General features: G+C 66.3%; 7 protein-coding genes. 1 reads left to right on the top strand and 6 read right to left on the bottom strand.

What is annotated here, in order from left to right; genetic code table 11:
* Positions 1-708 (top strand): FAD-binding oxidoreductase (locus F3J18_RS14425; RefSeq protein WP_166913172.1); only part of this gene is annotated, 708 nt, incomplete at its 5' end.
* A gap of 106 nt (positions 709-814) precedes the next feature.
* Here F3J18_RS14425 and F3J18_RS14420 read toward each other — a convergent pair.
* The 6 genes from F3J18_RS14420 to priB form a co-directional block, all read right to left on the bottom strand.
* Positions 815-1,825 carry an inorganic phosphate transporter gene (locus tag F3J18_RS14420; protein ID WP_025097619.1) on the bottom strand — a complete coding sequence of 337 codons (1,011 nt, stop codon included), beginning with the start codon at positions 1,823-1,825 and terminating at the stop codon, positions 815-817.
* Between the two features lie 10 nt (positions 1,826-1,835).
* Positions 1,836-2,462 carry a DUF47 domain-containing protein gene (locus F3J18_RS14415; protein ID WP_013698298.1) on the bottom strand — a complete coding sequence of 209 codons (627 nt, stop codon included), beginning with the start codon at positions 2,460-2,462 and terminating at the stop codon, positions 1,836-1,838.
* Between the two features lie 137 nt (positions 2,463-2,599).
* On the bottom strand, positions 2,600-5,023 hold the full coding sequence (gene dnaB, locus F3J18_RS14410) for a replicative DNA helicase (RefSeq protein WP_166913171.1): 2,424 nt from the start codon (positions 5,021-5,023) through the stop codon (positions 2,600-2,602).
* 151 nt (positions 5,024-5,174) lie between these two features.
* Complete coding sequence (gene rplI / locus F3J18_RS14405) at positions 5,175-5,627, bottom strand: 50S ribosomal protein L9 (protein WP_025097617.1); 453 nt, start codon at positions 5,625-5,627, stop codon at positions 5,175-5,177.
* Between the two features lie 28 nt (positions 5,628-5,655).
* A complete protein-coding gene (gene rpsR, locus F3J18_RS14400) occupies positions 5,656-5,931 on the bottom strand; it encodes a 30S ribosomal protein S18 (RefSeq protein WP_006486248.1) in 276 nt (91 codons plus the stop codon).
* A 3-nt stretch (positions 5,932-5,934) separates the two neighbouring features.
* Positions 5,935-6,234, bottom strand: a complete 300-nt coding sequence (gene priB, locus F3J18_RS14395; RefSeq protein ID WP_166913170.1) for a primosomal replication protein N — start codon at positions 6,232-6,234, stop codon at positions 5,935-5,937.
* Positions 6,235-6,247: the final 13 nt, after the last annotated feature.

Here is a 6,247-nt window from a genome sequence, read left to right as displayed (position 1 = left end):
CTGGCCCGCGCCGCGCAGCGCGCCGGCGCGATCCTGCATGGCGGCACGCCCGTGCTCGGCCTCGAGCGCGAGGGTGCCGGCTGGCGCCTGCGCACCGCGCAGGGCGCGACGATCCGCGCCGCCCAGGTGCTGATCGCGACCAATGGTTATACCGACGGCCTGTGGCCGGGGCTGCGGCAGTCGATCATCGCGGCCAACAGCTTCATCGTCGCGACCGCGCCGCTGCCCGACGAGATCGGCCGCGGCATCCTGCCCGGCGGCGAGGTGGCTTCCGATTCGCGGCGCCTGCTGCTGTATTTCCGCAAGGACGCCTCGGGCCGCCTGCTGATGGGCGGGCGCGGGCCGTTCAGCGAACCGGGTGCCGCCGCCGACTGGGCCCATCTCGAACGCGCGGCGGCCCTGATGTTTCCGCAGTTGCGCGGCATCGGCTACGACTATCGCTGGGCGGGACGGATCGCGATCACCCGCGATTTCCTGCCGCACCTGCATCGCCCGGCGCCGGGCCTGACCATCGCGCTCGGCTACAACGGCCGCGGCATCGCGTTGGCCACCACGCTGGGCCGCCATCTCGCCGACGCGATCGACGGCAGCGCGCCCGAGCTGCCGCTCGCGCCCGCGCCGATCCGGCCGATTCCGCTGCACGCGTTGCAGCGGCTCTACATCAGCGCCGGCGTCGCCTGGTACGCGCTGCTCGACGCGCTGTCCTGAGCGCCACGCGCGTTTCGTCGCGCCCAAAACGAAGCGCCGCGGCCTTTCGGCTCGCGGCGCTTCGTTTTTGCGGAGCGAGGCGGCGGCATGCCGCCTCGTGCCGGGATCAGAACACGCGGTGCCCGACCCACCAGCCGGCCGCGGCGATCAGGGCCGAGGCCGGGATCGTCAGCACCCAGGCCCAGACGATATTGCCGGCCACGCCCCAGCGCACGGCCGAGAGCTTGCGGGTGGCGCCCACCCCGACGATCGCGCCGGTGATGGTATGCGTGGTGGAGACCGGGATCCCCATCCAGGACGCCGAGAACAGCGTCAGCGCGCCGCCCAGCTCGGCGCAGAAACCGCCGACCGGCTTGAGCTTGGTGATCTTCTGCCCCATCGTGCGCACGATCCGCCAGCCGCCGAACAGCGTGCCCAGGCCCATCGACAGGTAGCAGGCGGCGATCACCCAGACCGGCGGCGCATCGGCCGTGGTCGAGGCGTAGCCGGTGGCGATCAGGAGCATCCAGATCATGCCGATGGTCTTCTGCGCGTCGTTGCCGCCGTGGCCCAGGCTGTAGAGCCCGGCCGACACCAGTTGCAGGCGCCGGAAGCGCCGGTCGACCTTGCTGGGCGGTGTGCGGAAATACAGCCAGGACACGCCGAGCATGAACAGCGAGCCGAGCACGAAGCCGAGCAGCGGCGAGATGAAGATGAAGGCGACCGTCTTCATCAGCCCGTCGAGGTTCAGCGAGCCCCAGCCCGACTTGGCCACCGCCGCGCCCACCAGGCCGCCGATCAGCGCGTGCGAGGAGCTCGAGGGGATGCCGTAGTACCAGGTGATGATGTTCCAGCCGATGGCGCCCACCAGCGCGCCGAATACCACGTAGTGATCGACGATGGACGGATCGATGGTGCCCTTGCCGACCGTCTGCGCGACCTTCAGGTGGAACACGAAATAGGCGATGACGTTGAACATCGCGGCGAAGGCGACGGCCTGTTGCGGCTTCAGCACGCCGGTCGACACGACGGTGGCGATCGAGTTCGCCGCGTCGTGGAAACCGTTCATGAAGTCGAACACGAGCGCGACCATGACCAGCGTCGCGACGGCCCAGATGGCGAGTTGTATCGAATGCATCGTGTCGGGCTCAGGCGTTTTCCAGCACGATGCCTTCGATGATGTTCGCGACGTCCTCGCACTTGTCGGTGATCTCCTCGAGCAGCTCGTAGACCGCCTTCAGCTTGATCAGGTTCTTGACGTCGTTTTCCTCGCGGAACAGCTTGGACATGGCCGAGCGCAGCACGCGGTCCGCCTCCGACTCCCAGCGATCGATTTCCTCGCAGGCCTTGAGGATCCGCGCCGACTGCTTCATGTCGGACAGCAGCGCCACGGCGGCCTGCACGTGCTGGGCCGATTCGAGCACGATGTGCGCGAGCTGGCTGGCCTCGGACGTGACGGCACGCACGTCGTACAGCGACACGGCCGTGGCGACGTCCTCCATCAGGTCGAGGATGTCGTCCATGGTGGTGATCAGCTTGTGGATTTCGTCGCGGTCGAGCGGCGTGATGAAGGTCTTGTGCAGCAGGTCGATCGCTTCATGGGTGAGCTTGTCGGCGGACTTCTCCGCGGACTGGACCTTCTGCTTGTGGATCTCGGCATCGGCGAGATTGTCGATCAGCAATTCGAGCTCGCGGCCGCCGGCCACGATGAAGTTCGCGTGCGAATTGAAGATTTCGAAAAACTTGCCCTCGGTGGGCATGAATCGACCGAACATGAATTTTCCGGGTGTTTGTCAAATGACTGTCATAAAAAGCGGCGTCATTGTACCGTTTCCCGGAAATACGGATGAAGCGATCGCCTGGGCTGCGACGAGATACAACGCTTCGCGGCCCAGGGCTTTACAAGCGGGGCTTAGTCGCTCTGGAAATGCTGCGAACCGGCAAAATTGTCGAACTTCGTGTAAGGCCCCAGGAACGTGAGCCGAACCGAGCCGATCGGGCCGTTACGCTGCTTGCCGATGATGATCTCGGCGGTGCCCTTGTCGGGGCTGTCCGGGTTGTACACTTCGTCGCGGTAGATGAACAGGATCACGTCCGCATCCTGTTCGATTGCGCCCGATTCGCGCAAGTCGGACATCACCGGGCGCTTGTTGGGCCGCTGCTCCAGGCCGCGGTTGAGCTGCGAGAGCGCGATCACCGGCACGTCGAGTTCCTTGGCCAGGCTCTTCAGCGAACGCGAGATTTCGGAGATTTCCGTGGCCCGGTTCTCGCCCTGCGAGGAACCCGTCATCAGCTGCAGGTAGTCGACCACGATCAGGCCGAGCTTGCCGCATTGCCGTGCCAGGCGTCGCGCGCGCGAGCGCAACTCCATCGGATTCAGGCCGCCGGTCTCGTCGATGAAGAGCTGCGCCTCGCTCATCTTCTGCACCGCGTGCGTGAGCTTCGGCCAATCCTCGTCGGTCAGCCGCCCGGTGCGCATGCGATGCTGGTCGAGCCGCCCGACCGAGCCGAGCATACGCATCACCAGCTGGCTGCCCGGCATTTCCATCGAGAACACCGCCACCGGCAGGCCGTATTCGACGGCCACATATTCGCCGATGTTCATCGAGAAGGCGGTGTTGTGCGTGACGACGTAGTCGTCGGTGATATACAGCCGGGTCGGATGCGAGACCGAGATGCACTGCGTTTGCGTGACGCGGGTCGGCTCGATCGAGACGATCACCGGCATCTTGTGCCGCGTGCGACCTGCCGTCAGTCGCTCGCGCTTGCCCTCGAACAGGAACAGGCTCTGCGGATCGGGGTGGCTGATGGTGCAGACATAGGCCGTCACGCCGTCGCGGCGCTCGCCCTGGCAGGTATAGGCGGTCGCCTTCTCGCTGATCGAGCACCAGGCGCCGAGCGAGCGCGCCAGTTCGCAGACGTCGCGCGCCAGTTGCGGGCTCGCCGTCGAATAACGGACCGTGCCCGAGGACTCGACCCAGCCGTCGGTATCGAGCAGGCCGCGCAGCAGGTCCAGGCGCACCGATTTCTCGGCGTCCAGGTAGACGCGCGGAATGAACTTGTCGTGGCTCGCGCAGCCCCACAGGCCCAGCGCCTCGAGCGCCTCCTTGAGCGGATTGACGGGCGGCCGCTCGATCTCCCCGCCGGCTGCCCGGCGCTCGATGCGCCAATCGTATTGACCGCCGTGCTCGAGTTCGAGGCAGGCGTCGACGCGCTCGCGCATCCGCGCCAGGGTCGCCTCGGCCTTCACGCTGAAGCGCACCGCCGTGCCGCCCAGCGCGCCGTCGCCGAGCAAGGCGCCCAGCACCCAGCCATCGACCGGCAAGGGCTCGGCGCGCCCGAATTCCCCTTCGTGCAGGTCGATCCACAGCCGGTTGCGATAGCGCTTGCGCGTCAGCAGGCTGCGGATCTCGGCCGTGTTCAGCACGCGCGGCTTGTCCCAGCCGCGGTAATGGACGCGCCAGAGGTGCTCGTCGCAGCACTCGGTCGAGCGGCCGTCGGAGAAGCGCACGCGATGCACCTGGCGTTCGCCCTGCGGATAACGGCCGGTGACGAAGGAGGGCCTGCCGTCGATCGAGGCGAGCATGTCGCCCACCCGCAATTCGCCCATCGCCTTCCAGCCGGTCAGGGTCCTGACGCGGGCATCGAGCGGCTGCGCCTTGCCCATCGACGGCCGGCCGGCCACGATGATCAATTCCCCGCCATGCATCCCCGAGGTCATCCGGTCCAGGTCGACAAAGCCGGTCGGCGTGCCGGTCACGTCGCTCGGATTGGCCGTGTGATACAGCGTGTCGATCCGCTCCACCACCTGGGTCAGCAGCGGCCCGATCTCGAGGAAGCCCTGGGTGCCGCGCGCGCCGTCCTCGGCGATCGAGAACACCTTCGACTCGGCCTCGTCCAGCAACTGGCGGACTTCCTTGCCCTGCGGATTGAAGGCGTCGGCCGAAATCTCGTCGGCCACCGACACCAGCCGGCGCAGCACCGCGCGGTCGCGCACGATTTCCGCGTAGCGGCGGATGTTGGCCGCGCTCGGCGTGTTCTGCGCCAGCGCGTTCAGGTAGGCCAGACCGCCCACGTCGTCGGCCTTGCCGGCCGTGACCAGCGCCTCGTAGACGGTCACCACGTCGGCCGGGCGCGTGCCGGCGATCAGCCGGCCGATGTGCTCGTAGATCAGCCGGTGGTCGTAGCGGTAGAAATCCTGTTGGGACAGAAAGTCGGCGATGCGGTCCCAGGCTGCGTTGTCGAGCAGGAGGCCGCCCAGCACCGATTGCTCGGCCTCGACCGAGTGCGGCGGGACTTTCAGCGATTCGAGTTGGGGATCTTGCGGCGCGTTCATGGCTTGGGATTATCGCGAAATGCGAGGGGGGGCGCCAGCGTCAGGCGGATGAAATGCGGCGGAAAACAAAAAAGGCAGGGCCGGTTTCCCGGACCCTGCCCTTTCGCGGCGCGGGGCGATGGAGGCTGCCCGCGCCTGAACAACGTGACGCTTAGGCGTGGTCGCCGATCACGTTGATCGTGACGTCGACGACGACGTCCGTGTGCAGCGCGACTTGCACGCCGTGCTCGCCGATCATCTTCAGCGGGCCTTCCGGCAGGCGCACTTGCGCCTTCTCGACGTCGTAGCCTGCCTTCTTCAGCAGTTCGGCGATGTCGCCGTTCGTCACCGAGCCGAACAGACGGCCGTCGACGCCCGACTTCTGCGTGATCTCGAACGACTGGCCAGCCAGCTTCTCGCCGACTGCCTGCGAGGCGGCCAGCTTCTCGGCGGCGACCTTCTCGAGTTCCGCGCGGCGGACTTCGAATTCAGCGATCGCGTCCTTGGTCGCGCGGCGAGCCTTGCGATTCGGGATCAGGAAGTTGCGTGCGTAGCCGTCCTTGACCTTGACGATGTCGCCGAGGTTGCCCAGGTTCGCGACTTTTTCCAACAGAATGATTTGCATTCGAATTCTCCTTATTGCGTCGCTGGCCTTAGGCCTTGTGCTGATCCGTGTACGGCAGCAGCGCGAGGAAACGCGCACGCTTGATTGCCGTGTCGAGCTGGCGCTGGTAGTGCGCCTTGGTACCCGTCAGACGCGCCGGCGTGATCTTGCCGTTTTCGCCGATGAAGTCCTTCAGCGTTTCCGTGTCCTTGTAGTCGATCTGCTCGACGCCGGCTGCCGTGAAGCGGCAGAACTTCTTGCGCTTGAAGAGCGGGTTTTGTTGCTGACGACGCTTGTCGAATTTCTTGCCAGTGGGACGGGGCATGATTCAGTCCTTTCCTATGTCCTGCAATGCTGTGATGTGAAACACCAGGGTTCGCGCGTTGCGGCTCTTTTTCGCCAGGAAACCGCTGAAGAGCGTCTCGACGCCCATCTCGCAGGCTTCCAGCTTGCCGCTGGCCTCGCCGGCCGCCATCGCCTCGATCGTCATTTCGACCTGTCGGCGGATGCCTGCCTCGACGACCTCCGTGCGGTGTTGCAGGGTGCAGCTCGCGATCGGAACGCCGGCGGGGGTGTAGCGCACCGCCTGTCGCTCGACGACGCTTGCCGTCAGTTGCAGCCTGTTCACGGGGTTGACGCGA

The sequence above is a fragment of the Burkholderia sp. Ax-1720 genome, assembly GCF_011753035.1.
Taxonomy (GTDB): domain Bacteria; phylum Pseudomonadota; class Gammaproteobacteria; order Burkholderiales; family Burkholderiaceae; genus Burkholderia; species Burkholderia gladioli.
Note: the sequence above shows the minus strand (reverse complement) of the source record. Positions and strands in the feature narration are given on the sequence as shown.